General features: G+C 68.3%; 22 protein-coding genes. 12 read left to right on the forward strand and 10 right to left on the reverse strand.

Going from position 1 to position 26,041, the window contains the following annotated elements:
• Positions 1–46 precede the first annotated feature (46 nt).
• Complete coding sequence (locus tag IEW34_RS25510; protein ID WP_188612050.1) at positions 47–874, forward strand: enoyl-CoA hydratase/isomerase family protein; 828 nt, start codon at positions 47–49, stop codon at positions 872–874.
• A 70-nt stretch (positions 875–944) separates the two neighbouring features.
• On the opposite strand, the gene budC is transcribed toward IEW34_RS25510, so the two are convergent.
• The 3 genes from budC to IEW34_RS25525 are packed head-to-tail and all read right to left on the reverse strand — an operon-like array spanning position 945 to position 4,639.
• A complete protein-coding gene (gene budC, locus IEW34_RS25515; protein ID WP_188612051.1) occupies positions 945–1,769 on the reverse strand; it encodes a meso-2,3-butanediol dehydrogenase in 825 nt (274 codons plus the stop codon).
• 36 nt (positions 1,770–1,805) lie between these two features.
• Positions 1,806–2,885: a zinc-binding dehydrogenase gene (locus IEW34_RS25520; protein WP_188612052.1), complete on the reverse strand. Its 1,080-nt coding sequence runs from the start codon at positions 2,883–2,885 to the stop codon at positions 1,806–1,808.
• Positions 2,882–4,639: a thiamine pyrophosphate-binding protein gene (locus IEW34_RS25525; protein WP_188612053.1), complete on the reverse strand. Its 1,758-nt coding sequence runs from the start codon at positions 4,637–4,639 to the stop codon at positions 2,882–2,884. The genes IEW34_RS25520 and IEW34_RS25525 overlap by 4 nt, the downstream gene beginning before the upstream one ends.
• Positions 4,640–4,885: 246 nt before the next feature.
• Here IEW34_RS25525 and IEW34_RS25530 point away from each other — a divergent pair, with 246 nt between their 5' ends.
• Complete coding sequence (locus tag IEW34_RS25530) at positions 4,886–5,539, forward strand: TetR/AcrR family transcriptional regulator (protein ID WP_188612054.1); 654 nt, start codon at positions 4,886–4,888, stop codon at positions 5,537–5,539.
• A 120-nt stretch (positions 5,540–5,659) separates the two neighbouring features.
• Positions 5,660–6,880 carry an ABC transporter substrate-binding protein gene (locus IEW34_RS25535; RefSeq protein ID WP_188612055.1) on the forward strand — a complete coding sequence of 407 codons (1,221 nt, stop codon included), beginning with the start codon at positions 5,660–5,662 and terminating at the stop codon, positions 6,878–6,880.
• Positions 6,881–7,173: 293 nt separating this feature from the next.
• Here the strand turns inward: IEW34_RS25535 and IEW34_RS25540 are convergent, their stop codons facing one another.
• From IEW34_RS25540 to IEW34_RS25560, 5 genes are read right to left on the reverse strand one after another with little or no spacing between them, the layout of a single operon-like run.
• On the reverse strand, positions 7,174–7,563 hold the full coding sequence (locus tag IEW34_RS25540) for a MaoC family dehydratase (protein WP_244642233.1): 390 nt from the start codon (positions 7,561–7,563) through the stop codon (positions 7,174–7,176).
• Positions 7,563–7,946, reverse strand: a complete 384-nt coding sequence (locus IEW34_RS25545) for a hypothetical protein (RefSeq protein ID WP_188612056.1) — start codon at positions 7,944–7,946, stop codon at positions 7,563–7,565. Before IEW34_RS25545 ends, IEW34_RS25540 begins: the two co-directional genes overlap by 1 nt.
• A gap of 1 nt (position 7,947) precedes the next feature.
• Entirely contained in the window at positions 7,948–8,739 is a 792-nt protein-coding gene (locus IEW34_RS25550) for an enoyl-CoA hydratase-related protein (protein ID WP_188612057.1), read from the reverse strand.
• 54 nt (positions 8,740–8,793) lie between these two features.
• Positions 8,794–9,927, reverse strand: a complete 1,134-nt coding sequence (locus IEW34_RS25555) for an NAD(P)H-dependent flavin oxidoreductase (protein ID WP_188612058.1) — start codon at positions 9,925–9,927, stop codon at positions 8,794–8,796.
• A 41-nt stretch (positions 9,928–9,968) separates the two neighbouring features.
• Entirely contained in the window at positions 9,969–11,579 is a 1,611-nt protein-coding gene (locus IEW34_RS25560) for an AMP-binding protein (RefSeq protein ID WP_188612059.1), read from the reverse strand.
• 151 nt (positions 11,580–11,730) lie between these two features.
• On the opposite strand from IEW34_RS25560, the gene IEW34_RS25565 reads away from it, so the two are divergent.
• The 3 genes from IEW34_RS25565 (at position 11,731) to IEW34_RS25575 (ending at position 14,940) form a co-directional block, all read left to right on the forward strand.
• Entirely contained in the window at positions 11,731–12,414 is a 684-nt protein-coding gene (locus tag IEW34_RS25565) for a TetR/AcrR family transcriptional regulator (RefSeq protein WP_188612060.1), read from the forward strand.
• A gap of 151 nt (positions 12,415–12,565) precedes the next feature.
• Positions 12,566–13,813 (forward strand): ABC transporter substrate-binding protein, encoded by a 1,248-nt coding sequence (locus tag IEW34_RS25570; RefSeq protein WP_188612061.1) that lies wholly within the window; start codon positions 12,566–12,568, stop codon positions 13,811–13,813.
• Positions 13,810–14,940 (forward strand): acyl-CoA dehydrogenase family protein, encoded by a 1,131-nt coding sequence (locus IEW34_RS25575; RefSeq protein WP_188612062.1) that lies wholly within the window; start codon positions 13,810–13,812, stop codon positions 14,938–14,940. The genes IEW34_RS25570 and IEW34_RS25575 overlap by 4 nt, the downstream gene beginning before the upstream one ends.
• A 25-nt stretch (positions 14,941–14,965) precedes the next feature.
• Here the strand turns inward: IEW34_RS25575 and ybaK are convergent, their stop codons facing one another.
• Positions 14,966–15,439 (reverse strand): Cys-tRNA(Pro) deacylase, encoded by a 474-nt coding sequence (gene ybaK, locus IEW34_RS25580; protein ID WP_188612063.1) that lies wholly within the window; start codon positions 15,437–15,439, stop codon positions 14,966–14,968.
• Positions 15,440–15,746: 307 nt separating this feature from the next.
• On the opposite strand from ybaK, the gene IEW34_RS25585 reads away from it, so the two are divergent.
• Positions 15,747–16,994 carry an ABC transporter substrate-binding protein gene (locus tag IEW34_RS25585; RefSeq protein ID WP_188612064.1) on the forward strand — a complete coding sequence of 416 codons (1,248 nt, stop codon included), beginning with the start codon at positions 15,747–15,749 and terminating at the stop codon, positions 16,992–16,994.
• Between the two features lie 131 nt (positions 16,995–17,125).
• Complete coding sequence (locus IEW34_RS25590) at positions 17,126–18,373, forward strand: ABC transporter substrate-binding protein (protein WP_188612065.1); 1,248 nt, start codon at positions 17,126–17,128, stop codon at positions 18,371–18,373.
• A 617-nt stretch (positions 18,374–18,990) separates the two neighbouring features.
• Here the strand turns inward: IEW34_RS25590 and qhpR are convergent.
• Positions 18,991–20,049, reverse strand: a complete 1,059-nt coding sequence (gene qhpR, locus IEW34_RS25595; protein WP_244642210.1) for an AraC-like transcriptional regulator QhpR — start codon at positions 20,047–20,049, stop codon at positions 18,991–18,993.
• A gap of 406 nt (positions 20,050–20,455) precedes the next feature.
• Between qhpR and IEW34_RS25600 the strand changes: the two genes are divergently transcribed.
• The 4 genes from IEW34_RS25600 (at position 20,456) to IEW34_RS25610 (ending at position 25,881) form a co-directional block, all read left to right on the forward strand.
• Positions 20,456–22,411, forward strand: a complete 1,956-nt coding sequence (locus IEW34_RS25600; protein WP_188612066.1) for a primary-amine oxidase — start codon at positions 20,456–20,458, stop codon at positions 22,409–22,411.
• A 24-nt stretch (positions 22,412–22,435) separates the two neighbouring features.
• Positions 22,436–22,570 (forward strand): hypothetical protein, encoded by a 135-nt coding sequence (locus IEW34_RS30965; protein WP_280516332.1) that lies wholly within the window; start codon positions 22,436–22,438, stop codon positions 22,568–22,570.
• Between the two features lie 246 nt (positions 22,571–22,816).
• Positions 22,817–23,881, forward strand: coding sequence for a threonine aldolase family protein (locus tag IEW34_RS25605; protein ID WP_210324587.1), 1,065 nt, complete (start codon positions 22,817–22,819; stop codon positions 23,879–23,881).
• 326 nt (positions 23,882–24,207) lie between these two features.
• Positions 24,208–25,881, forward strand: a complete 1,674-nt coding sequence (locus tag IEW34_RS25610) for a porin (RefSeq protein ID WP_188612068.1) — start codon at positions 24,208–24,210, stop codon at positions 25,879–25,881.
• The last annotated feature ends 160 nt before the right edge of the window (positions 25,882–26,041 follow it).

Genomic DNA, 26,041 nt, shown 5'->3' on the forward strand with positions numbered 1-26,041 from the left:
TGACCCTGCCATCCATCAGACAAGCAATAAATCCAGGTTCTTTCCAATGCCGCACAGTTTATCCACCGATCCCGAGCCCTGGATCGCCCACGGCCCGGTGCTCCTCGCCTACGCCGATGGTGTCGCCACCCTGACGCTCAACCGGCCGGCCGCATCGAACGGCATGAACATCGAGATGATGCAGGGCCTGTGCGCCGCGGTGATGCGCTGTCACGGCGATGCCCGGGTCCGGGTCGTCCACCTCCGGGGCGCGGGCGCAAACTTCTGCGCCGGCGGCGACGTGCGCGAATTCGCCTCCAAGGGCGAGGCGGTCGGCGACTTTCTCCGCGAGGTCACGGCCCACTTGCAGGTGGCAGTCGGTGCGCTGATCCGGCTCAACGCCATCGTCGTCGCCGAGGTCCACGGCTATGCCGCCGGCGGCGGCGGGCTCGGGCTGGTGTGCGCATCCGATCTGGTGATCGCCGCCGACAGCGCGCGCTTCATGGCCGGCGCCACGCGGGTCGGCATGGCCCCGGATGCCGGCTCCTCCGTCGTGCTGGCGCGGCTCATCGGCCTTCGCCGCGCCACGGAGCTGTTCGTCACCAACCGGGTCGTTGCCGCCGAGGAGGCGCGGGCGCTCGGCCTGATCAATCGCGTCGTTCCGGCGGGCGAGCTCGCGGTGGAAGCCCGGCGGCTGGCCGCCGAGGTCGCGGAGGGGGCCCCCAAGGCGCTGGCTGCCACCAAGCGCCTGCTGTGGAACGGCGTCGGCCTCGGCGTCGAGGCCTGTCTGCCCGAGGAAGCGCGGACCGTGGCCGAGCTGTCGGCCACTGCCGACAGCCGCGAGGGCCTCGCCGCGGTGATCGGCAAACGCCGCCCGGTCTTCTCCGGACGGTGATTCCTGGCGCGGCGCATCGGCCGCCGCCCCCGCGCTCCGCCGAACGGTCGGCGGCGTCGGGCTCGTCGCGTCAGACGCTCGGAACGCCGACCCCTTCGAGGAAGCGGGCGATGTGGGGTTGGCCGGTGTGGGCGGTGAGGCCGCCGTCCACGGGCACGATCGCGCCGACCATGAAGGAGGCGTCGTCGCTGGCCAGGAACGCGACGACGGCGGCGATCTCCTCGGGCTGGGCGAAGCGCCCCAGCGGCACCCGCTCGTCCCAGTGCTCGCGCAGGCCCGGCATCTCGTTGACGCGCGCGATGATCGGGGTGTCGACCGGGCCGGGGCAGACCGCGTTGACGCGGATGCCGGCGCGGGCGAGGCCGATGCCCAGGGCGCGGGTATAGTTGATCACCGCGCCCTTCGCTGCGTTGTAGGCGTCGAAATTGAAGTCGCCGGCCATGCCCGAGATCGAGGCGGTGTTGACGATGGCGCCCGACCCCTGCGCCGTCATGATCGGGATGGCCGCCTTGCAGCCGAAGAAGACGCTGTCGACGTTGACGGCGAACACCCGGCGCCAATCCTCCTCGGGCAGGTCGACCGTCGTGCTGTGCGAGCCGATGCCGGCGTTGTTGAACAGCACGTCGAGCCGGCCGTGCCGGCGCGCCACCTCCTGGATCGCCTCCGCCATCTGCGCCCGGTCGGCGACGTCCACACGGCGGAACGCCATGCGCTCGCCGCCGGCCGCGCGCACCAGCTCGGCGCCGCGTTCCTCGTCGAGGTCGAAGGCGACGACGGATGCGCCCTCGCCGTGCAGCCGGCGCGCCGTCGCCGCGCCGATGCCCGAGGCCCCGCCCGTGATGATCGCCACTTTGCCCGAAAAGCGCACGCTCGTTCCTCCCGCTGCTTCGTCCATTCCGGCTTCGACGCCGGCCGTCCCTTTATGGTCCTGTCAAAGGCGGGGATCGACGACGATCTTGGCGTGCTCGTCGGCGCGGCTCGCCAGGGCGAAGGCGTCCGCCACCGCGGCAAGCCCGACGACCTTGGTGACCAGCGGCCCGGCCTTGATTCGCCCGCCGGCGATGTTGGCAAGCGTAGCGGCGAACTCCTCGGGGGAGTAGGCGAAGACGAAGTCGAAGCTTAGCTGCTTGTTGATGGCCATCAGCGGCTCGATGGCGTCCGATTGCATGCAGGCGCCGACGACGACGATGCGCGACCCCGGCGGGGCGCCGTCGATGACCGCCTGCAGCATCCCGGGCTTGCCGACGCATTCGAAGATCGTCGCCGGGCGGGTCATGCGTCCTGTTGCGAGGGCGACCGATCGGCTGGCCAACGTCGCCGGCACGTCGAACGTCTCCCAGCGCCCATAAGGGCTGTCGACGGCGGGATCGATGACGATGTCGGCGCCGATAGTCTCTGCCAGCTGACGTCGCGCCGGCGAGAAGTCGCAGGCGACGACCGGGCCGATGCCGCGCAGCTTGGCCGCGGCGACGGTGGCGAGCCCGATCGGCCCACAGCCGAGGACGAGGACCACGGCGTCGCCGTCGAGCCGAGCTGTCGCGACCGCATGCTCCCCGACGGCGAACGGCTCGGTCAGGCAGGCGAGGATGTCGGAGAGATGCTCCGGCACCGGCAGCAACAGCGCCTCGGTCAGCAATAGCCGCTCCGCGAAGGCCCCGGGGAAGCGGTTGGAGAAGCCGACGAGCTCCATGCCGCCGGGCCCGGCGCAGAAGGGCATGGCGACGACCCGCGTGCCGGGTCGGATGCGGCCGCTGCTGCCCGGCCCCGCCTCGATCACCTCGGCGCAGAATTCGTGGCCGAACACCACGTCCTTGTCGCCGTCGAGCGTTGTCGCCGAGCCGCAGCGCTGCGCCAGCGCCGCAAGCTCCTCCAGGTGCTCCAGCCCGTGCAGGTCGGACCCGCAGATGCCGCAGGCGAGCGAGCGGGCCAGCACCTGCCCGGTGCCGGGCACAGGCTCGGGGAAGCCCTCGTCCAGCACGAGCCGGCGCTGGCGGCGCACGACGGCCTTCATCGCGCGGCTCCCGGCGCCCGCCGGCCCGGCGCGGGGATGTTCTCGTAGTAGGGGATGGGGATCTCGTCCTCGGCATCCAGCTTGCCGATCATCGTCGGCGTCACGGGGTGCACGATGGCCGGATCGGTCGTGATGTTGATGCAGGCGGCGACCTTGGCCGCCTGGGCGCGCCGGATCGCCGGGGCGATGTCCTCGTAGCGCGTCACTTTCTCGCCGTGGCCGCCGAAGGCGACGGCGACCTCGTGGTAGTCGCTGGCAGCGAGCTTCACCGCCGCGAGATTCTGCCGGCCGAAGACCAGCTCCTGCCCGTGCTGCGACATGCCCCAGCAGGCGTTGTTGAAGATCACAGTCACCACGGGCAGTCGGTGGCGCACCATCGTGTCGAACTCGGCGATATGGAAGCCCGCTGCACCGTCGCCGAGGATGAGGGCGACCGGATGCTCCGGCCGGGCGCGGGCGAGCCCGATGGCGAAGCCCTGGCCCACGCCGAGGCAGCCGAGATAGCCGTTGCCGAGGCTGAGGCCGGGCCCGGGGACGCGCGCGAAGGGGCGGAACCAGCCGGGCGCCTCGCCGCCGTCCCAGGCAATGGCGGTATCGGGGCTCAAGGCTTCGGCCACGGCCCGCGCCGCGTGGAAGGGGTGCAGCAGCCCCCGGCCGTTGTCGGTCGGCGCGCTCTCGAAGGCACGCAGGAAATGGCCGGGGCAACGCTTCAGCGTGTCGATCCACTCGGCGCGGCGGCGCCACGTCCGGCCCCGGGTGCGTTCGGCCACCGCCTTGAGGAACTCGGCCGCATCTGCGGTGATGGCGAGGTCGGGCACCCGCAGGCGGCCGATCTCCGCCTCATCGATATCGATCTGCACCAGCTTGGCGCCGTGGGGGATGATCGTGCCTTGGCGACCGCCGAGGAACATGCCCGCGCGGGCCCCGAGCAGAATCACCAGATCGGCTGGCTGCCGCTCGACGAGCGCGGCCACGGCCAGCGTGCCGGCCGCTCCCGCGCTGAAGGGATGCTCATGGGGCAGGACGCCCGCGCCCTTGTTGCTCGCCAGCACAGGGATCGCCGCCGCCTCGGCGAATGCGCCCAGCAGCGCGGCACAGGCGCGCGACGCAGCCCCGCCACCGACGATGATCGCCGGCCGCTCGGCCGCCTCCAGCAGGGCGACGAACTGATCGATGGCGGCCACCGGCACCGAGGGCCGTGCCGTGATGGCCGGCCGGACGGCACGCGAGAGCAGCGCCTCGTCTGCAACGCCGAACATGATGTCGATCGGCATCTCGATGAAGACCGGGCCGGGGCGCCCGGACCGCGCGAGATGTAGCGCCTTCTCGATCAGATCGGGAATGCGCTCCACGTTGGTGATGCGGTGCGACCACTTGGTCACCGGCGCGGCCATGGCGACCTGGTCGAAGCCGCCTTGCAGCGGGTTGGTCGCCACCTCGCGCAGCGGCGGTGCGCCGGCGATGAACAGCACCGGCGTGGCGTCGAGCCAGGCGTTGGTCATCGACGTCAGGGCGTTGGTGAAGCCCGGCCCGGCGGTGATGACGCAGACCCCCACGTCGCCCGTGGCGCGGGCATAGGCTTCGGCCGCATGGCCCGCCGTCGCCTCGTGGCGCGTATCGGTGAGGCGGATGCCGGTGTCGGCGCAGGCGGTGAGGAAGGAATCGAGGTGGCCGCCGTGCAGCGTGAAGACCTCGCCGACGCCCAGCGCGTTCAGCGCTCTCGCCAGGGCCATGCCGCCGCTGATGTCCGCCATCGTGTCCTCCCGTGTCGCTGGCCATCCGGCGCGGACCGTGGTCTCGCGCGGCGCCTCGTCTTGAACGCTGGTCCGGCGCGGGCCGCCGGCTGGCATCGGCATAAATTTATTAGAGTGGACTCTAAATATGTCAATGCGCAGGTGCGGCTATTTGTGCCCGGCGCGGCGCGATCGTATTGCTGAGGCGTCGGCGAGCGGGTGTCGCCGCGGGGGGAGGGCGATCGGATGCCCCGGGCAGGAGCTTGCATGGACGCCAAGCCGAACGGACACGAACTGGCCAAGCGCCGGCGGCGGGTCCGCATCGTGTCGGCGACGATGATGCTGTTGCGGGAGGTCGAGCTGGAGGCGCTCTCGATCACCCTTGTCGCCGAGCATGCCGGCGTCAGCCCGGCGACCGTCTACAATCTGTTCGGCAACAAGTCGTCGGTCCTGAAGAGCGTGTTCGACCAGGATCTGGCGCACTTCCAGGCGGTCTTCAATGAGCGTTCCGGAGCGGATGGCCTGGACAACTTCTTCATCGCGTTGGATGTGGCGACCGAGCTTTACGACGAGCAGCCGGGTCTCTACAGGGCGATGATGTATGTGAGCGGGCGGGAGGGCAATCTCTACGCCGAGATCAGTAAGCCGCGAGTCGATTTCTGGTGCCGCCTCGTCGCCGCGGCCCGCCAGAGTGGCCGGCTGCGCCGCGATACCGACGATGCCGAGACCGGAGCGACCCTGTCCTTCCTCGCTCGCGGTGGCCTTTCGCATTGGGCCGAGGGGATGATCACGACGGACGAGCTGCGCCGCAAGCTCAAAGTCGGTTTTTCCCTCGTCCTCGCCGCCGTGGCGAAGCCCGAATCGGCGGCGCGGCTGCGCGCGCTCCGGCAAGCGAGCCTCGCTCGGCTGCAAGCCGATTGACATCATTAGAGCGCGCTCTAATCTCCCCGGCAATTCGCGGATCGTGGCCCGCCGGCGTCGGTGCGCGCATCAACGACAAGCCGACCTGCGCAGCAGGCGGTGGCGAGGTGGGGAGGTGGCATGACGGGGTTCGACCGCAGGACATTCGTGGCTGGGCTGGCCATGGCGGGGCTCATCACGGGGGGCGGGCGCCGCGCCCGTGCAGACGACCTGCCCGGCGTGACCGATGCCGAGATCAAGATCGGCAGCACGACGTCGCTGAGCGGTCCGGTCTCGGCGCTCGGCATTCAGGCCCGCTGCCAGGACGCCTTCTTCAGGATGGTCAACGAGGCGGGCGGCATCGCCGGCCGGAAGATCACCTACATCTACTACGACGACGGCTTCAGCCCGCCGCGGACGGTGGAGCAGACGCGCAGGCTGGTTGAAAGCGACGGCGTCGCCTTCCTGTTCAACACGCTTGGCACCGCGCCGAATTCGGCCATCGTCAAGTATCTCAACCAGAAGAAGGTCCCGCACCTGTTCCTGTCGGTGAACGGCGACAAGTGGGGCGACTACAAGACCAATCCCTGGACCATGGGCTTCGCGCCGAGCGCTCGCATCGAGGCGCAGATCTTTGCCAAACACGCGCTCCAGCAGAACCCGTCGGTCAAGTTCGCCATCCTGTATCAGAACGACGACCTGGGTAAGGATTACGTCGCGGGGGTGCGAGATGTCCTGCAGGGTAGTTTCGAAAAGCAAGCGACCACCGTTCCGCACGAGGTTTCCGACCCCACCGTGGATTCGCAGATCGTGCAGTTGAAGCAGAGCGGGGCCGATGTGCTGCTCTCGGGCACCACGGCGAAGTTCGTCGCCCAATCGATCAAGCGAGTCTACGAGCTCCAGTGGAAGCCGACCCACTATATCGCCAATGGCGCCGCCTCGATCGCCGGCGTGTTGATCCCGGCCGGTGCCGAGCGGTCGACCGGCGTGATCGCCTCGGCTTATCTCAAGGACGCCACCGATCCCACCTGGGCCGACGACGCGGGCACAAAGGAATATGTGGACTTCCTGGCCAAATACTTCCCCGACGGCAAGATGAACGATTCCTACATTCTGTATGCTTACACGGTCGCCGGCGTGCTCATGAAGGTACTGGAGCAGTGCAACGGCACCTTCACGCGCGAGAACATCATGAAGCAGGCGACCAGCCTGAAGGACCTCCAGATGCCGACCATGCTGCCCGGCATCCTGGTCAACACCAGCCCCACGAACTACCACCCGATCCGCCAGGTGCAGCTGCAGCGATTCGACGGCGCCGCCTGGAAGCGCTTCGGCGGCATCATTGAGGGGGCGGAGATCTAAGGGGGGGGGTGCGCGCACGAGGTGCAGTCGACCAGGCCAAGTCGAGGCCAAGGTTTCCAACGCGATGGATAGCCGGGTCAAGCCCGGCGATGACGTCGAGGGGAAGGGCCCTTCAATTCCGACTTGGTCATGGCCGGGATTGACCCGGCTATCCCATCGAACCGTATTGCGCCCGCCCCGTGGGCTGGCACTATTCTTTTATCTTCAGAGTCGAACGCTTCGGACCCATCCTAAAGCATTTTCGAGCGCCGTGGACGCCGGTTCGCGTGAAGAAAAATAAACGCGGATATGCTCTACCCGACGTGTGCGAGGTCGACGGTGCCGACAATGACGGCCTCGCCATGCTGGTTGACGACCCGCACCGCGTAGCGGCCGGGCGCATCGGCGACCGCCTCGCCTTCCGCATGCACGGTGTCGTCCTCGCGCACCGGCTTGATGAAGCGCACGTCCATGACGGCCCCGTCCGCCACCTGACGGCCGAAGGTGGCGCGTAAGGCTTGCCAGACCAGGTTGAGCGACAGCATGCCGTGGGCGATGATGCCTTTCATCGGCGACTTGGCAGCGAACTCCGGATCCAGATGGATCGGATTGAAATCGGTCGTCAGCTCGGCGTAGAGGCGGATGGCCTGGCGGTCGATCACCTTCTCGGCGGGGACGAGGCGGGCGGGCATGGCATCGGTCATCACGCGGCCCACACGTTGTTCATGCGGCTGGAGAACAGGTGCTCGCCGTCCGCCGTGGCGCTGTCGATCGCCAGCAGCACCCACTTGCGGCCACGCTTCTCCTCCTTGCGCTCGCAGCCGACCGTGGTGACGATCTCCTCGCCGGCGCGCGGCAGGCGCGACACGCGAAAGACCTGGCCACCGTGCACGCCGCCGGGAGGCGAAGGCCGCAGCGTGTGGGACACGGCGCGGCTGGTGATGACGGGCATCATGCCCGGCGGCATGACGGCGCCGTCCGCATCGGCGGGGTACAACTCACACCATTGGTCGATCAGCGCCTGCTCGAGCGTCAGGCGGTGCGAGCCGATGGCCTGGCCCGGTTGGAACGCGGCATAGTCGAACATGTCAGGCCCCCGTGAAGCGCGGGGCGCGCTTCTCGACGAAGGCGCGCGCCGCTTCCTTGTGGTCGGCCGTCACCGTGGCGCGCGTCTGCTGCAAGGCCTCCGCATCCAGGCAGACGTCGAACGGCGCGGTCTCGGCCAGGTTGAGGTTCTGCTTCATGTAGCTCAGCGTCAGGCTGGGCCCCTGGGCCAGCCCCGAGGCGATCTCGTGCGCGACCCGCTGCAGATCCGCGTCGGCGACGACCTTTGTCACCAGTCCGTGCGCCAGGGCCTCGTCGGCGGTCAGCAGCGGGCACAGCAGGAACAGCTCCCGCGCCTTGGCCGAGCCGAGCAGGCGGGTGAGCAGGTAGGTGCCGCCGAAGTCGCCGGGCAGCGCCACCTTGGCGAAGGCGGTGGTGATCTTCGTCGACTTGGCCGCGATGCGCAGGTCGCAGGCGAGCGCCAGCGAGAGGCCGCCGCCGGCGGCGGCGCCGTCGAGGGCGGCGATCGTCGGCTTGCGCATGTCATGCAGCAGGCGCGACACCTCCATGACGCGGCGTAGCTCGCTGACCTGGTGGTCGACCGGGCCCGAGCCATGGCCGCGCTCGGCCATGCCCTTGACGTCGCCGCCGACGCAGAAGGTGCCGCCGGCGCCGCGCAGCAGCACGGCCCGCGCCTTGGGATCGGCGGCGGCCCGCGCCACCGCCGCCACCAGATCCTCGGCCAGCTCCATGCTGATGGCGTTGCGCCGGTCCGGCCGGTTGAGCGTGATGATGGCGAGACCCTGGTCGAGGTCTTCCGAGACGTAACGGGCCATGGAAACTCCAGTCTAGCGCATGGTAATTCGAAGACGAACCGTCCTGCCCGGGGATCAGCTGGCGAGGGTGTCGAGGTCGCCGAGGGCCTCGGCGAACTCCTCGCGGAAGTCCTGCACGACAGCGCGTGCGGAGCGGACGTTCTCGACCAGACCGACGCCCTGGCCGACGAAGTAGGTGACGAGCTCGCGGCCGCCGGCCACGCCCCGTTCGGCGGCGGCCGTCGCCTTCTGCAGGGCCGGTTCCGAGATCATCGATTGCAGCGGCATGGGCAGCGCACCCGGGCTGTCCGGCCCCTCCCAGGCGTCCGTCCACGCCGACTTGAGCTGGCGCGAATACTTGCCGGTGCGGCCCTTGCTGCGCACGGTGTCGCGCGAGCGCGCCTTGACCATCTTGTCGCGGAAGATCTCGCTGGTCTCCGATTCCGTGGTGGCGAGCCACACCGAGCCGGTCCAGGCGCCGGAGGCGCCGAGCACCATGGCCGCCGCCATCTGCCGCCCGGTCATGATGCCGCCGGCGGCCAGCACCGGCACGTCGCTGACGGCGCGCACGGCCCGCACCACCTCGGGGATGAGCACCATGGTCGAGACCTCGCCGCAATGGCCGCCGGCCTCGCCGCCCTGGGCGACGATGACGTCGACGCCCGCCTCCACGTGGCGCAGGGCATGCTCGCGCGCGCCGGCCAGCGCCCCCACCAGCACGCCCTTGGCGCGGGCGCCCTCGAACATCTCCTTGGGCGGCAGGCCGAGCGCGTTGACGATCAGCTTGATCGGGTGGCGGAAGGCGACGTCGAGCAGGGCGACGCCCTGGGCGCGCAGCAGCGACGGGGGCCGCGACACGCGCACCGCGTCCGCCTCGCCGCCCGGGTCGACGCCGTGCGTCTTGAGCAGATCGGCGACGAACTGGCGATGCTGCTGGGGAATGCCGCGCGCCAGGTCGGTGACGCGGGAAGGGTCTTCGCCGGCCAGCGCCATGTTCTCGGGGAACAGCAGGTCGACGCCATAGGGATGGCCGTCGATGTGCTGATCGATCCAGGTGAGCTCGGTCTCCAGCTCGTCCGGCGAGAAGCCGGCGGCGCCGAGCACGCCGAAACCGCCGGCCTTGCTGACCGCGACGATGACGTCGCGGCAGTGGCTGAAGGCGAACAGCGGGAAGGGCACGCCAAGCTTGGTGCGCAGGGTGTCGTTCATGGCAGTTTCCTCAAGGGTCAGCGCCGGGCCGGGCGGCTGTGTCAGCCGATGGCGCCGATCTTTTCGCGTTTGATGCGGATGCCCGCCTGCTCCCGGTCCCACGTGTCGGACGTGATGCCGGCGCTGCGCAGCAGGTACTTCTCGACCTTCTGCGTGGGCGTGCGCGGCAGCGCCTCCATGACGCGGATGTAGCGAGGCACCATGAAGTGGGCCATGCGCGGGATCAGGAAGGCGATCAGCTCGGCGGGATCGAGGGTCTGCCCGTCGGCGAGCGACACCACCGCGAGCACCTCGTCCTCGGAATACTCGTTGGCGACGGCGACGGCTGCGGCCTCGCGAATGGCGGGATGAGCGCACAGCTCGGCTTCCACCTCGAAGGAGGAGATGTTCTCGCCGCGGCGGCGGATGGCATCCTTCATGCGGTCGACGAAGAAGAAGTTGCCCTCCTCGTCGCGCCGGAAGGCGTCGCCGGTGTGAAACCAGCCGTTGCGCCAGGCGCGCGATGTCGCTTCCGGGTTCTTGTTGTAGCCGTGGTTCATGGCCCACGGCCGCGCCGTGCGCACGATCAGCTCGCCGACGATGCCGGGCGCCACCTCGCAGTCGTTCTCGTCGACGAGGCGTACGTCGACCCCTGGGCGGGGCCGCCCGCAGGTGCCCTTGACCTTGGGGTTGCGCTCGGAGACCAGCGGCGTCGACACCTCGGTCATGTTGAAGCCGGTATAGACGTCGCTGCCGAAGCGGCTGGCGAAGGCCGAGGCATCCTCGGACAGCGGCACCATCAGCACCTTGCGCAGCGTGTGATCCCGGTCGGCCGGACTCTCCGGCTCCTTGAGCAGGAAGGGGGTCATCACGCCGAGCAGCGTGCACACCGTCGCCCGGTTCTCCCGGACCACCCGCCAGAAGGCGCGGGTGTCGAAGGCGTCGACGATGGCGACGGAGCCGCCCCTGGCGAGCATGCCGTAGGTCAGGCTGGCTCCGCCCACGTGGAACAGAGGCAGGGCGATGAGCTCGCGGTCGTCGCCGTCGATGAACCAGAGCGCCTCGACGGTCATCGCATGGGTCTGGATGTAAGACGTCAGCACGCCCTTGGAGGGCCCCGTCGTGCCGGACGTGTAGATGATCATCTGGGTGTCCCAGGGCGCCACGTCGGCCGGCTCGACCGTTGCCGGGTCGCCGTCGAGCGCCTTTGCGGAGAGCGCCTTCAGCGCCGGCGGCAGCTCGGCTTCGCCGCCGAGGACCACGGCCCGGGCCAGGCGGTGCAGCTCGATCCCGGCGAGTCGCGGCGCCAGATCGCGGTGTGCCACGATGAGCGCGGCGTCGGAATTCTGGATCACGTGCTCGAGGATGCGGCCCTTGTAGGCCAGGTTGATCGGCACGAAGACGGCGCCGAGATAGTTCAGGCCGAACCAGATCTGCAGCTGCTCGATGCCGTTGGGCAGCCAGCAGAGCACGCGGTCGCCGTGCTTGACGCCCAAGCCCTGCAGGGCCGCGGCGATGCGGCGGGTGTCGGCGAGCGCCTCGGCGTAGGTCCATTCGCGGCCGTCGGCGAGGCGGGCGAAGACCTTGTCCCCCTGTTCACGCGCGCGCCGTTCCAGCAGCGGGCCGAGCACGCAGTCGTCTGCGGACGGAATCCGAGCCAGCTCGGCGTCCATGGCATCCCTCCCTCGGCGCTCCATTTGATCGTGGACGCCCTTGCCGTTATCTGAGCGAGAGATAAAGCTGAACTGACTGGAGTGTCAATTGAACGACCGCGGCACCGGCGGATCGGCCGCGCTCCGATCGGCCCGCCCCAACGAGGACCGCATGCCCGCGCCGAGCCCACGCAAAGCGACCGCGCCCATCCGGCGGGGGCGCACGCGCAAGGCGGAGAACACCGAGGCGCGGCTCATCGCGGCGGCGTTCGACGTCGTCAGCCGTCTGGGCTTTGCCAAGGCGACGATCGGCCGGATCACCAAGCGCGCCAAGGTCTCGCACGGCACCTTCTACAATTACTTCACCTCCCGGCAGGATATCTTCGACCTGCTGCCGGAGATCTTCGGGCAGAGCATGTTCGCCTTTGTCCGCCAGGGCGTGCCGGCGGAGCTCGCGGGCCTTGATCGCGAGGTCGCCCGCTTCGAGCAATATCTGGCTTTCATCGCCCGCAACCGCTGGGGCGGGCGCCTCATCTACGAGGCGGTGACCTTCGCGCCGCGCGGCTACGAGCGCTACATCGTGCAGGTTCGCGACGGTTTCCTGCGGGCGTTGCGCCGCGCCATCGCCGCCGGCGATATCCCGCCCTTGCCGGACGACGAGCTTGTCGTCATCGTCGAGATGCTGATGTCGATCCGCGAGGGCATGGCACGGCTGTACTTCACCGAGGCGACCCGGCACACCGCCGTACCGCCGGTGCTGTCGGCGACCTACCGCAAGGCGGTGGCACGGCTGCTGTTCACGCAGGATGCCGCCGAGGCCGCGCCCATCGTGCATCATCGCGCAGCCGGCGGCTGACGCGCCGTGACCGCGTGGCCGAGAAATGACAGGGCAGTCAGTTCCTCCTTGACCCTGCTGCGGGCGGCGGCCAAGCTGCCCCTCACGGATCAGCTCGGCCGCACGCTGCACGCCAGCGCGCGGGACAAGAGCACCATTAGGGAGGACGGAGATGACGGAGCGCACCCTTTGGGTCGACCGCAAGCAGGGCATTGACCGCCGCGATCTGATGACCGCCGCGGCCGGCCTCTTCGCCGGCGTCATGGGCGCCCCCAGGTTCGTGGGTCAGGCGATGGCGCAGAGCGAGCCGTTCCGCGTCGGCTGGGTGCGGCCGACCACCGGCCGGCTGGTGTCGTCGTTCACCATGCTTTACGTCGGCGGCCTCGTCGCCATCGAGGAGATCAATGCCGCCGGCGGCATCATGGGCCGGCCGATCGTCAAGCAGGAGGAAGACGACGAAGCCTCGCCCGCCAAGGAGCCGGCGATCGTTCGCAAGCTCCAGGAGAGCGGCATCAACTACATGTGCGGGCCGACCGGCAGTTCGCAGTCGCTCGCCTCCCTGGCGGCAACCACCTCCGGCAAGGTCATCCAGGCGGCCTTCGGCAATGCGGCCGAGCTCGGTGACGCCAGCAAGTATCCCTACAACTATCAGCTGCTGTTCAACTCCAACCAGCAGGCCGAGGTCTGCGTGCGCTACCTGGCCGAGACCTTGCGGCTGAAGAAGATCGGTATCCTGCAGGAGAACACCGCCTTCGGCGAGCAGGCCACCGCCGCCTCGCTGGCGGCGATGAAGAAGATCGGGCTCGAGCCGGTGCGCATCGAGATCTACTCGCAGACGGCGCCGGATCTCTCCGCCTACCTCACCAACCTGCGCAAGGCCGGCGCCGAGGGGCTGCTGGCGTGGATGGCGAGCGTCCCCAGCCTGGCCATGTGCTACAACGGCCTGCACGCGCAGAAATGGTATCCGCCGATTACCGGGCACAATGGCGTCTTCTACGAGTCGCTCTTCAACCTGGTGCCGGACGAGGCGCTCCGGAATGTGACGGGCACCTTGTACAAGACCCTGCTGTGGACGGACAAACGCCCGATCGGCGCGCGCCAGCAGGCCTACGCCAAGAAGCTGACGGCCTACCCGGAGACCAAAGGCTCCGCCACCGCGACCGCAGGAGCGCCGTTCTACGACTTCCTGTATCTGCTGAAGACGGTGATCGAGGCCGAGAAGTCTTTCGACGTCGAGAAGGTCAAGCGGGCGCTCGACAACGTGCAGGGCTACGACGGCATGCTCGGCAAGATCACCCTGACGCCGCAGAACCACACGGGGATCTCGATCGACCAGATCAGCCTGGGCACGGCTCTGTCCGGCAAGGACCCGCGCGCCATGGGGGTCTTCCGCGAGGAGGCGGCGGGGCTGACCGGATGAATGCGCTCGGCGCCGACGATCTCACGGCCCTGCGTGACACCATCGCTCGCTTCGTGCGCGAGCGCGTGGTGCCCCATCTCGTCGAATGGGACGAGGCCGGCACGTTTCCCCGCAGCCTCTACGAGGAGGCGGCGGCCGCCGGCATCCTCCAGGTCGGGCTGCCCGAGGAGTACGGGGGGTTCGGCCACTGGGCCTATCGGGCCATCGTCTTCCACGAGTTCGGCCGCGCCGCCGCCGGCGGCGTCTGGGCGAGCCTCGCCACGGTGACGATCGGGGCGCCGCCGATTGCGCTCTACGGGTCGCAGGACCTGAAGCAGCGGGTGCTGCCCGACGTCCTGGCCGGCCGCCGCATCATCGCGCTCGGCGTCACCGAGCCCGGCGGCGGCTCGGACGTCGCCGCGCTGCGGACCACCGCGCGCCGCGACGGCGACCACTACGTCGTCAATGGCGCCAAGACCTTCATCACGTCGGGGATCCGCGCCGACTGGGTCACGACCGCCGTGCGCACCGGCGGCCGGGGCCAGCGCGGCGTGTCGCTGCTGGTGATCCCGACGCGCACGCCGGGCTTCAGCGCAACGCCGCTCAAGAAGATGGGCTGGTGGCCGTCCGACACCGCCACCCTGCACTTCGACGACTGCCGGGTGCCGGTGGGCAACCTGGTTGGACGCGAGAACGAGGGGCTGAAGCTCATCTTCGAGAACTTCAATGGGGAGCGCCTCAACATCGGCGCCGGGGCGCTCGGCGCCGCCGAGTGCTGCCTGGCGGATGCGGTCGCCTATGCGCGCGAGCGCTCGACCTTCGGCCGCAGGCTGATCGAGCACCAGGTGATCCGCCACAAGCTGGTCGACATGGCCATGAACATCAACGGCTGCCGGGCCGTGCTGGACGTGCTGCTCGATCGTCTGGTCGCCGGCGAATCCCCGGTCGCCGAGATCTGCATGTTCAAGAACCAGGCGACACTGTGCATGGAGCACTGCGCGCGCGAGGCGGTGCAGATCTTCGGCGGCGCCGGCTTCATGCGCGGCGTCAACGTCGAGCGCATCTATCGCGAGGTGCGCGTCAACGCCATCGGCGGCGGCGCCGAGGAGATCATGCGCGACCTCGCCGCCAAGCAGATGGGCTGGTAGCACGCGTCGAAGCTCCGCGTGTCGTTTACGCCACCAGGGGCGCGGCGACGCCGTCGAGCAGACGCAGCGCCTCGCGCGGGTCGAGCCGCACCTGCAGGCCGCGCTGGCCGGCGTTGATATAGACGCTGGCGTGCGCCAGGGCGGCTTCTTCGAGCACCACGCGCGGCGCCCGCATCTGGCCGAAGGGGCTGATGCCGCCGACCTTGTAGCCGGTGAGGCGCTCGGCGTCGGCCGGCTTCATCATTTGCGCCGACTTGCCGCCCAAGGCGGCCGCGAGCTTCTTCATGGAGACCTCGCGGTCGGACGGCACGATCGCGCAGACCGGCTTGCCGTCGACCATCGCCATCAGCGTCTTCAGCACGCGCTCGGGCGGCTCGCCCAGGGCCTCGGCCGCCTGCAGGCCGACCCGCTCGGCGTACGGGTCGTAGGCGTAGGCATGCACCGAGAAGGCGACGCCCGCCTGCTCCAGCGCCCGTGTTCCACGTGTCGTCTTGGCCATGGGCGGACCTTTTGGCCGAATGGCCGCGTGGGTCAACGCCCGGCCCGGGGACGTCGGTGGCGAATCATATGTCCGCTTCAGGTCGCACGCGATCTGTCCGGTTTGAACCGGAGCAGTCGGATGCTGCCGGCGGAGCTCTCGACACACTGCGGAGCGCGGCCATCACCCGGAGAGACCTCCGGCCGCTCACGCCCGGCGCTGAACCCGCTTGACGATGGCTGGTTGGATAGCCAACCATGCTGCCGCATCACGGGCCAGCCGCGCGGCTGCGCCCGCAACGAGATCCGCGCTTGGGGGAGGATGGACGATGACGGAGCGCCCGCTATGGGTCGATCGCCGGTGCGGTCTCGACCGCCGTGATTTTCTCGTGCGCGCCGCCGGGCTGTGGGCGGGCGCCATGGGTCTTTCCGGCGTGGCGGGCCGCGCCATCGCGCAGAGCGAGCCGTTCCGCGTCGGCTGGGTGCGGACGACCACGGGGCGGTTGGCGTCGTCGTTCTCTATGCTCTACGTCGGCGGCCTCATCGCCGTCGACGAGATCAATGCGGCTGGCGGCATCCTCGGCCGCCCGATCGCCCGGCAGGAGGAGGACGACGAGGCCTCCCCGGCCAAGGAGCCGGCGGTGGTGCGCAAGCTTCGGGAGGCCGGCGTCAGTTACGTCCTCGGGCCGGCCGCCAGTTCCCAGTCGCTCGCATCGCTCTCCGCCACCACGCCGAACAAGATGATTCAGGCGGCCTTCGCCAATGCCGAGGAACTGGGGGACGGCAGCAAGTATCCCTACCACTACCAATTGTCCTACAATGCGACTCAGCAGGCGCAGGTCTGCGTTCGCCACCTGGCGGAGACGCTCAAGCTTAAGAAGATCGCCATTCTGCAAGAGAATACCGCCTTCGGCGAGCAGGCGGCTGCCGCATCGCTCGCGGCACTGAAGGCCTTCGGCCTGACGCCGGTGGCGCGGGAGGTCTATGCGCAGACGGCGCCCGACCTCTCGGCCTATGTTAGCAACCTGCGCAAGTCCGGCGCCGAAGGGGTGCTCGCCTGGATGGCCAGCACCCCGTCGCTGGCCATGTGCTACAACGCCCTGCATGCCCAGAAATGGTATCCGCCGATCACGGGCCACATCGGTGTGTTCTACGAGGTGCTGTTCGACCTCGTGCCGGACGAGGCGCTGCGCAACGTCACCGGCACCGCCTACAAGACGCTCCTGTGGACGCCCGACCGCCCCATCGGCGCGCGCCAGCAGGTCTATGCCAGGAAGCTCGCGGCTTATCCTGAGACCAAGGGCACCGGAGCGGCCACCGCGTCGGCGCCGTTCTACGACTTCCTGCATCTGCTGAAGGCCGTCGTCGAGACCGAGAAGACCTTCGATACCGACAAGATCAAGCGGGCCCTCGACAATGTGCAAGGCTACGACGGCATGATCGGCAAGATCAGCTTCTCGCCGCAGAACCACACCGGCATCTCGACCGACCAGGTCAGCCTGGGCACGGTGTTATCGGGCAAGGATCCCCGGTCCATGGGGGTGTTCCGCCAGGAGGCGACCGCCACCTCCGGGTGAGCTCGGGCCGCGCGTGCGCGCGCGGCGCCTCGCTTGACGATGCATGGGCTGGCGCCCAAGCTCCCTCGGCAATAGAGGCTCGGCCGCGCGCATTGACGCTCGGGACAAGAGCCGTGCCTGGGAGAAACACCATGACGGAGCGCCCGCTTTGGGTCGACGGCCGGGACGGCCTTGACCGCCGCGATTTTCTCGTTCGTGCCGCCGGGTTGTGGGCGGGCGCCATGGGGGCCGCCGGCTTCGCGGGGAAGGCCATAGCCCAGAGCGAGCCGTTTCGTGTCGGGTGGGTGCGGCCGACCACCGGCCGGCTGGTGTCGTCGTTCACCATGCTCTACGTGGGCGGTCTCATCGCCATCGACGAGATCAATGCCGCCGGCGGCATCCTCGGCCGCCGGATCGTCAAGCAGGAGGAGGATGACGAGGCCTCCCCTGCCAAGGAGCCGGCGATCGTGCGCAAGCTCCGGGAAAACGGCATCACCTATATCTGCGGCCCCACCGGCAGTTCGCAGTCGCTGGCATCGCTCGCCGGCACCACGTCGGCCAAGGTGATCCAGGCCGCCTTCGCCAATGCGGTCGAGCTCGGCGACGGCGGCAAATATCCCTACCATTATCAACTGCTGTTCAATTCCAGCCAGCAGGCGGAGGTCTGCGTCCGCTACCTTGTCGAGACCTTGAAGATCAAGAAGATCGGTATTCTCCAGGAGAATACCGCCTTCGGCGAGCAGGCGACCGCAGCATCCCTCGCGGCGCTGCAGAAACATGGCCTCAAGCCGGTGGCGACGGAAATCTACTCGCAGACGGCGCCCGACCTCTCAGCCTACATCACCAACTTGCGCAAGTCCGGCGCCGAGGGGCTGCTCGGCTGGATGGCCAGCGCGCCGTCACTCGCCATGTGCTACAACGGCTTGCACGCGCAGAAATGGTACCCGCCGATCACCGGCCACAACGGCGTCTTCTACGAGGTGCTGTTCGATCTCGTGCCGGAGGAGGCCCTGAGGAACGTCACCGGCACCAATTACAAGACGTTGCTGTGGACCCCCGAGCGGCCGGTCGGCGCGCGCCAGCAGGCCTATGCCAAGAAGCTCACCGCCTATCCCGAGACCAGGGGCTCGGGCGCCGCGACCGCGTCGGCTCCCTTCTACGATTTCCTGTACCTGCTGAAAGAGGTGGTGGAAGCCGAGAAAAGCTTCGACACCGAGAAGGTCAAGCGGGCGCTCGACAGCGTTCAGGGCTTCGATGGCATGCTCGGCAAGATCAGCTTCACGCCGCAGAACCACACCGGCATCTCCATTGACCAGATCAGCCTGGGCACCGCCCTGTCGGGCAAGGATCCGCGCGCCATGGGCGTCTTCCGCCAGGAGGCGACGGGCGGCGTCGGGTGACGACGGTCATCATGGTGCGCCATGGTGGCCCGCAATCTGATGCAGGCTTTGGGGACGGCCGGTTGCCCCCTCCACCATGCTGCGCATGGTCCCCCTCCCCGCTGCGCGGAGGAGGATCAATCCGCCGCCGCTGCGCCTGTTCCTCCTCCGCGCAGCGGGGGAGGGGGACCGCCGAAGGCGGTGGAGGGGGCGGGGCTGTCCTGACCTGATGGATAGCCGACGAGGATGACCTGATAGATCTTTGACAGTTTTGTGGGCGCCGGGAGGACCGGCTGATGCCCTGGAAAGAGAGCTGTCGGCTCCAGCGGAACAGCTCGACCGGATTTTGCGTGCGGCCGCACTCGTGCAGATCGAGGACGAAGCCGCTGAAGACATGGATGCCGGTGCACGGGTCGCATGGCGGCTCCGCGGCAGGGATGTCGATCGTTCTGTTGCCATCACGGCCGATACGCCCGGCCGACCGTGGAAACTCGAAAACCGCAGGAGCACGTGTCCTGCGGCAGGGTCGGTCAACCCGATGGCGTGGCGCTCCGGCGCGGAACGGCTGCTCTTCGACGGATACCGCCGATCCGGGTCGCCATCTTGAGCACGATCTCTTCCATTGGGGAGATCATGCTTTAGGCCAGTGTCTCCGCTGGCCGCTCGCGCTTGCGATAGGCTGCCGGGGTCTCTCCGACCTGGGTCTTGAAGCCGCGCGAGAAGGCGCTCGTCTCGCTGTAACCCAGCCTGAGGGCAATCGCCGTCACCGGCAGGTCGGTCTCCTCCAGCATGCATCTGGCGATCTGCGAGCGTACGTCGTTGCGCACATCGGCATAGGCGACCCCATGCTCGGCCAGCTTGCGCTGGAACGAGCGGATGCTCATGGCGAAGTCGCCGGCAACCACGTCGATGTCGGTGGTGGCGGAGCGGCACAGAGCGGCCGCCAGCCAGGCCTCGACGCTGCCGATGAAATCGAGCCGTGATGTCTGCGCATCCATGGCGCAGGCCAGCGTCGTTTTGAAAAGCGCGTGCAGCCGCTCGTCCGCCGCGGCGAGCGGCGTACTTAGGAAGCGCGCGGGAAAGAGCAGCGCATTCTCGGCCCGGCCGAAGGCAAGCGGGCAGGCGAAGTGCTCCCGGTAGCGCCCGACGTCGCCGCCGGCCGCATGCCGGAACTCGACGCCGCTCGGCTGCCAGCTGGGGCCCACGAGGTCGGCGAGCATGGAATGCTGGATCGCCAGCGTGAAGCTCGCATCCTGCGCCCGGAACCGCACGGTCGGGTCGAGGATGGAATAGGCGAGGCGCGCGGTGCCGTCGCTGACCGCCAGGGCGCTGCGCGTATTGGTCTGGATGGTGGGGAAGTAGCGGTTGAAGTCCTCGATCGCGCAGCCGAGCGTGGGCGCCGTCCGCATCGCGTCGACCACGGGGCCCAGCGTCGCGGTGCGGAACTCCTTGCCGAGCTCGAGGCCGAGGGCGCTGTTGCCGAGCTCGTAGGCAGCCGTCTCCAGCATGGACGTGAAGGCGGCGAGCGGCAACGTGTCGGTCGGGTCGCGCAGGCTGGCGCCGCGAATGCCGGCCTGGCTGCTGATCTCCGCGCTGGCCGGGCGCCGCCTGGCAACGCCGGACAGGAATTCGCGTGCCGAGCCGGCGGTGATCGTCGCCGATGAACGCAGGCTCGAGATGTCCAGCGAGATGGCCATAGCGCATCACCAGCAAGAACCGGGCCACGCCGACGGCTGCACCTGGCCGCCCCCGCGGTCGTCCGGCAAGGCGGGGCGGCATGGACGCGACGAGGCGAGCCCTGCGTCGTGCCTCCGCGCGCGTCGAGCGCAGGGTCCGAGCGCCCGGCGCCGGCGAACGGAAAGACGAGCGAGCGTCCTCCACTTTGGCGTCTACTGTCAATTCTCGCCGAACCCGGCTCCCTACGCTGCCGATCCATCGCTGGCCGGTTCAGGATCGTCGTGTCGCTCGACATTCAAGTCAACGAGGGCCCGATCGACGATGGCTCGGTGAGCGACGGGCTGCCTCGCAGCGCGCTGGCGTCGCCCGTATCGTCTTCTCCGACGACCACAGCCGGCCGGACGAGGCTCCAGAGAGGAGAACGTCGTGAACATCGCTGCCAAGATCGATTGCTGCCATGCGGCCGTCCCGTCCTCCCACAAGGACGGGCTCACGGTGCTGCATCCGCTCCAGGCGCTCACGCCCGCCGAGATCCGCGAGGCGGTCGCCGTCGTGCGCCGGGATCCACCCTACGGCACGGCGACCCGCTTCGAGCTGATCGAGCTCGAGGAGCCGGCCAAGGCGGTGGTCCGCGCCTTTGCGCCCGGGACGCCCATTGCCCGCCGTGCCCGAGTCAATGTGTTCAGCGCCGAGGCAGTCGGTGTCACCCGCCTCGTGGTCGACCTGGACGGGGGCGCCATCGTCGCTCGCGAGGAGATCGCAAGCGCCCGGCCGATGATTCAGCTCGAGCAGTTCATGGCGATCGAGGGCATCGTGCGGCAGGATCCCGCCTTCATCGCCGCCTGCGCCAGGCGCGGCATCACCGACATGTCGACGGTGTGCGTGGACCCGTGGTCGGCCGGTAATTTCGACGTGCCAGGCGAGGCGAGCCGCCATCTCTGCCACACCTTTGCATGGCAGCGTCTGCGCGAGAACGAGAACTTCTACGCCCATCCGATCGAAGGGCTGAATGCCGTGATCGACCTCAAGACCTGGGAGGTGATCCGCGTCGACGACTACGGCGTGGTGCCGGTGCCGCAGGCGGAGGCCAACTACGAGCGCCAGTTCCTCACGCCACAGGCACCGATGCGGCCGATCGACGTCGTGCAGCCGGATGGCGTGAACTTCCGCATCGAGGGACGCCGGCTCACCTGGGGCAAGTGGTCGTTGCTGGTGGGGTTCAACGCCCGTGAGGCGCTGACACTGCACGACATCAGCTACGACGGCCGCCCGATCCTGCACCGGGCCTCGCTGGTCGAGATGGTGGTGCCCTACGGCAGCCCCGAGCACGGGCACTTCCGCAAGAACGTCTTCGACATCGGCGAATACGGCATCGGCAAGCTGGCCAATTCCCTGAAGCTCGGCTGCGACTGCCTGGGCGCCATCGAATACCTCGACGTCCATCTCAACACCATGGACGGCGACGTGATGACGATCGAGAAGGCGATCTGCATCCACGAGGAGGATTCGGGCCTGCTCTGGAAGCACTGGGACTTTCGCACCGATCGGGCCGAGGTGCGCCGCGCGCGCAAGCTCGTGGTGTCCACCATATGCACGGTGGGCAACTACGAATACGCGCTCTACTGGTACCTCCACATCGACGGCTCCATCGAGTTCGAGATGAAGGCGACCGGCATCATCAACACCGCCGCCTGCATTCCCGGCCAGCCCGGCAAATACGGCCGCGAGGTGCTGCCGGGCGTGGTCGGGCAGATCCACCAGCACATCTTCTGCGCCCGCCTGGACATGGCCATCGACGGCGATGCCAACAGCTTCGTGGAGTGCAACACCTACGCGGAACCCGAAGGACCGCAGAACCCCTACGGCAATGCCTTCTACGAAGAGGAGACCGTGCTGGCGAGCGAGCAGGCGGCCGCGCGGCGTGCCAACCCGGCGAGCCAGCGCTACTGGAAGGTCGTCAACCCGGGCAAGCTGAACTACGCGGGCACGCCCGTGGCCTACAAACTCGATGCCACCAACTGTGTCACGCCGTTCGTGGCCGCGGGCTCCCCGTCGGGTAAGCGCGCCGGCTTCGTGCAGAACCACGTGTGGGTCACCGCCTTCGATCCCGAGCAGCGTTATCCGGCCGGCAATTTCATGAACCATTCGGACGGCGCGGGCGGCCTCGCCGACTTCATTGCCAACGACAAGCCGATCGAGAATGCCGACATCGTGCTCTGGCACGTCTTCGGGCTGCATCACCCGGTGCGTGTCGAGGACTTCCCCGTGCAGCCCTGCGTCACGACCGGCTTCAAGCTGATGCCGTCCGGCTTCTTCAACGGCAATCCCTGCATCGACATGGCGCCGGAGGTCAACGGCGCGAGCTGCTGCGCCGAGGCCTGAGCCAGCCGACCCGAAGGATGGCAGATGAGCGCGGGCGACCTCGGCCCGGTGGCGGGCCTGCTCATGGGGCTCGCCAGCAGCCTGCACTGCGCCGGACTTTGGCGGGGGGCAGCGTTCATGGTGGCTTCGGCGTCGGCACCATCCCGGCGGTCGCCGTAGCGCCTACGGTATCTCGCTGCTCGCCGGCACGGGCCTCGGCCTGCACAACAGGCGCGCACTCAGGCTCCTGTGCGGGCTTGCGCCGATCTCGTTCGCCCTCGCAGGGCTGTGGATCCCGCTCGCGGCTATCCCGGCGCGATGCCGCGCGCTATGACGTCCCTGCCGCCGGGGCGCCATTCCCGATCGCGGACGCGACGAATGCGGCGTGCCGCTCGCGCGGCGCCGGCCACACCGGGACGAAGCGCCATGATCGATTTGCGGAGTGATACCTGCAGCCGTCCGACGGTGGAGATGCGCGCGGCCATGGCCGAGGCCGAGGTCGGCGACGACGTCTACGGCGACGATCCGACCGTGAAGGCGCTCGAGGCGGCAACCGCCGAACTGCTGGGCAAGGACGACGCGGTCTACATGCCGTCCGGAACAATGACCAACCAGGTCGGCATCCGCACGCATACGCAGCCCGGCGACGCCGCCCTCTACGATCACCAAGCCCACGTCTACCAGCTGGAGGGGGGCGCCTCGGCCGCCATCTCCGGCGTCCTGCCGCGGTTGCTACCGGGCGTGCGCGGCATCTTCTCGCCGGCGGATGTGGAGTCTGCCTTCGGCCGCGATCATCGCTTCGTCCCGTCCGCCGTTGCGCCGCCAGTGCGGCTGCTGTGCCTGGAGAACACGCACAACGCCGGCGGCGGCTCGGTGTGGCCGCTCGACACCCTGACCGCGGTGGCCGGCGCCGGCCGGGCTCGCGGGCTGGCGCTCCACTTGGATGGTGCGCGGCTCTGGCACGCAACGGTCGCGACCGGCGTGGCGGAAGCCGCCTATGCCGCGCCGTTCGATTCGGTCAGCGTCTGCTTCTCGAAGGCGCTCGGCGCGCCGGTCGGCTCGTGCCTCGCCGGGTCGCACGCACTCGTCGCCCGGGCACGGCGCTTCAAGCAGCAGTTCGGCGGCGGCTTTCGCCAGGCGGGCATCATCGCCGCCGGAGCGCTGCACGCCCTGCGCCATCACCGCGAGCGGCTGCACGAGACCCATGCCAATGCTCGCCGCTTCGCCGAGGGGCTGGCGGCCATGCCCGGCATCGCTCTCGACCTGGCGACGGTGGAGACCAACATCGTCCGCTTCCAGCTGACCCACGTCGCCGCCAGCGCTTTCGTCGATGAGGCCCATCGGCGGGGCGTGCACATGCTGCCCTCCGGCAGCGACGGCGTGCGCGCCGTGTTCTATCTCGACATCGCACCCCAGGACGTGGACGACGCGCTGACGGTGGTCGATCGGACTCTGGCGGCCCTGGCGCGGAGCCCGCCGGAAGGGGCATGACGCGGGCAGTAAATCGGGTATCCGGGATAGGTCACGTAAAGATTATAAAAATGGCTCCGTGATCGTTATCGAGGCATCGAAAGTTCACATAAGTAGCAATTTCTGAAACCTCGTGACGTTTGTGCAACAGCGATTGTCAAAAGTGGCTAAGCCAAGGCGCCGCGGGTCAAATCTTCGTTGCTTGGGGTGGTCTGCGGAATATGTTGGAACAACGGCGGTCGACCACGTGCCAGCCGATGCCATCATGCACGATCCACTCGTGCTAGGGCGAAAATGCCAATAAAAGGGAAGACGCCTCAAGGATCTCTAAGAATCTGGAGGTCATAATGAAGCTCGTTAAGAGCCTTCTGCTTGGGTCGGCAGCAGGATTGTTTGCGGTGGCCGGCGCGCAGGCGGCGGATCTACCGATGACGAAGGCGGCGCCAGTTGAATACGTGAAGGTCTGCGCCGTTCACGGCGTCGGCTTCTTCTACATCCCCGGCACCGATACGTGTATCAAGATCGGTGGTCGCGCGCAGTTCCAGTATGAATTTGCGCAGTATCGGTCGCTCAACGGCGTCGATCGATCGAACTTCATCGGCGCCGGCCGTATCCAGGTGGATGCCCGTACCGCCACCGCGTGGGGCACTCTGCGCACCTTCATCCGCTTCGATATCGCCAGCCGCACCGGCAATCAGCACGGCTCGACGGGCGTGTTCCGTCAGTGGGGCCCGAACTCGTTCAACGCGACGGGCATCGATACCGCCAACCGCGCCAACAAGTACGTGGACGTCGACAAGGCGTTCATCCAGTTCGCCGGTCTCACCGCCGGCCGCGCCTCGTCGTTCTACGACTTCTACGCCAACGATATCGAGTTGACCGGCTTCTCGATCACCTCGGACGTCTGGTCGACCAACCTCCTGGCCTACACGTACCATTTCGGCGACGGCTGGAGCGCCACGGTGTCGGCGGAGGATCCCTCGTTCCGCCGCATGCCGCTGTTTTCGGTCAACCCGCAGAGCGCGGTCCCGGGTGCCAACCTCACGTTCGCCCAGCCGACGACGGGCAACATCTCCCCGTCGCTGGCGGCGCTGTGCACGGACGGGGGCGTCAATGGCTGCACTTACGGCTCGCCGGTCTACTTGTTCAACGCCGCCGGCGATCGCATCGGCTTCGCCAACGTCGATATCTCCCAGCGCCAGCAGCTGCCCGACTTCGTCGCCAACCTGCGCGTCGACCAGGACTGGGGCTCGGCCCAGATCTCGGCCGCCGTGCACCAGGTCTCCATCGGCGGTTACAACAACCTCGGCGTCTATAACAACTCGGGCGTTCTGGTGTCGCCGGCGAACGTGGCCGCGGCGGGCGTCTACCCGCAGCGGCCCGAAGCGGCCTACGGCTACGCGGTCCAGGGCGGCGTGAAGTTCAATTTGCCGTTCCTGGCGCCGGGTGATGCCCTGTGGCTGCAGGCGGCCTATGCTCGCGGCGCCATGTCCTACACCGGCGTCAATAACCCGCTGGGCTACGACTTCTCGACCGGTGCCGGCATCGGCGGCGGCACCCGCTTCAACGTCTACACGTTGGACGGCTACGTCGACCCCAACAGCGGCGACATCAAGTTGACCAAGTCGTGGTCCGCGGCTGCCGCGTTCCTGCACTACTGGTCGCCGGAATGGCGGTCCGGCTTCGTCTTCACCTATGGTCAGCTGGACTATCCCGGCTCGGCGCGGACTGCCGGGCCGCTGGGCAACCTCTATGCCAACTCGGCCGGCAGCGTGACGGCCGCTTCGGCTGCCGCGGGCTCGACCAACATCGCCTTCAAGAGCTTCAACGAGATCGTCACCATGGCCAATCTGGTCTGGTCGCCGGTCAAGGATCTCGATATCGGCGTCGAGGTTCTCTACCAGCGCATCGACGTGAAGGGCCGTGTGGTCGACAACAACAAGTACGGCGCGCTCACGGGCAAGACCGTCAGCTTCGACGACAACTGGCTGACACGCTTCCGTATCGACCGCACCTTCTAGAGCGCTTCTTGATCGGGAGAATCGCTACAGTTTCAAAGGCTTGGAGCATTTCTAACCGATCAGATGATTCCATCTGGTCGGGAAATGCTCCAAGCGCCGGCCCGCCCGACGCGACGATCCAGAAGCCCCGGCCGCCAGGCCGGGGCTTTGCCCTTCGGAG

It is taken from the genome of Chelatococcus reniformis, from assembly GCF_014640075.1.
In the GTDB taxonomy this organism is placed as follows: Bacteria; Pseudomonadota; Alphaproteobacteria; order Rhizobiales; family Beijerinckiaceae; genus Camelimonas; species Camelimonas reniformis.